This window comes from Virgibacillus carmonensis (assembly GCF_057836705.1).
In genome coordinates this window covers 1-657 of the sequence record NZ_JBYQFJ010000193.1, presented here as the reverse complement: position 1 = coordinate 657, position 657 = coordinate 1, and the positions used below count along the sequence as shown (strand labels likewise).

The window sequence follows — 657 nt, the reverse complement described above, 5'->3', positions numbered from 1 at the left end:
GATGCCCATGGATCTGGTGTAATGGGTAAAGGCGCCGGAACTGTTAAACATTTTGGCCTGCAGGATCGAATTGATTTTCAAATGGGTACATTATCGAAGGCAATTGGTGTTGTTGGCGGTTATGTTGCAGGAAAAGATAATCTGATCGACTGGCTTAAAGTTCGTTCCCGTCCATTTTTATTCTCAACAGCTGTTACTCCGGCAGATGCGGTTGCAAGTACAAAAGCTATTGAATTGCTTATGGAAAGCACGGACTTAAATGAGAAGCTTTGGGAAAATAGTGAGTACTTAAAAGAGGGATTAAAGAAACTTGGATTTGATATAGGGAATAGTGAAACACCAATTACACCATGTGTAATCGGAGATGAGTTAGCTACCCAGAAGTTTAGTAAAAAGTTGTACGAAGAAGGCGTTTATGCAAAATCCATCGTATTTCCAACTGTGCCAAAAGGTACTGGACGTGTTCGTAATATGCCTAGTGCAGCACATACCAAGGAAATGCTTGATGAAGCATTGGCCATCTATGAAAAGGTTGGAAAAGAACTGGGCATCATTTCGTAATAGCAAACTTATTGTCAAGCTGCAGTGTCCAGCGACTAGTGGATCAATCGGGCCCATACACCGCTGCACAGACGCTTTTGCTTATCTATTTTTGGA

The 657-nt window shown here is 41.7% G+C and carries 1 protein-coding gene; it reads left to right on the top strand.

Annotation, left to right across the window (positions count from 1 at the left end; genetic code table 11):
• A partial coding sequence (locus tag AC3G7N_RS21325; RefSeq protein ID WP_489424140.1) for an aminotransferase class I/II-fold pyridoxal phosphate-dependent enzyme occupies positions 1-561 on the top strand: 561 nt, incomplete at its 5' end.
• Positions 562-657 lie beyond the last annotated feature (96 nt).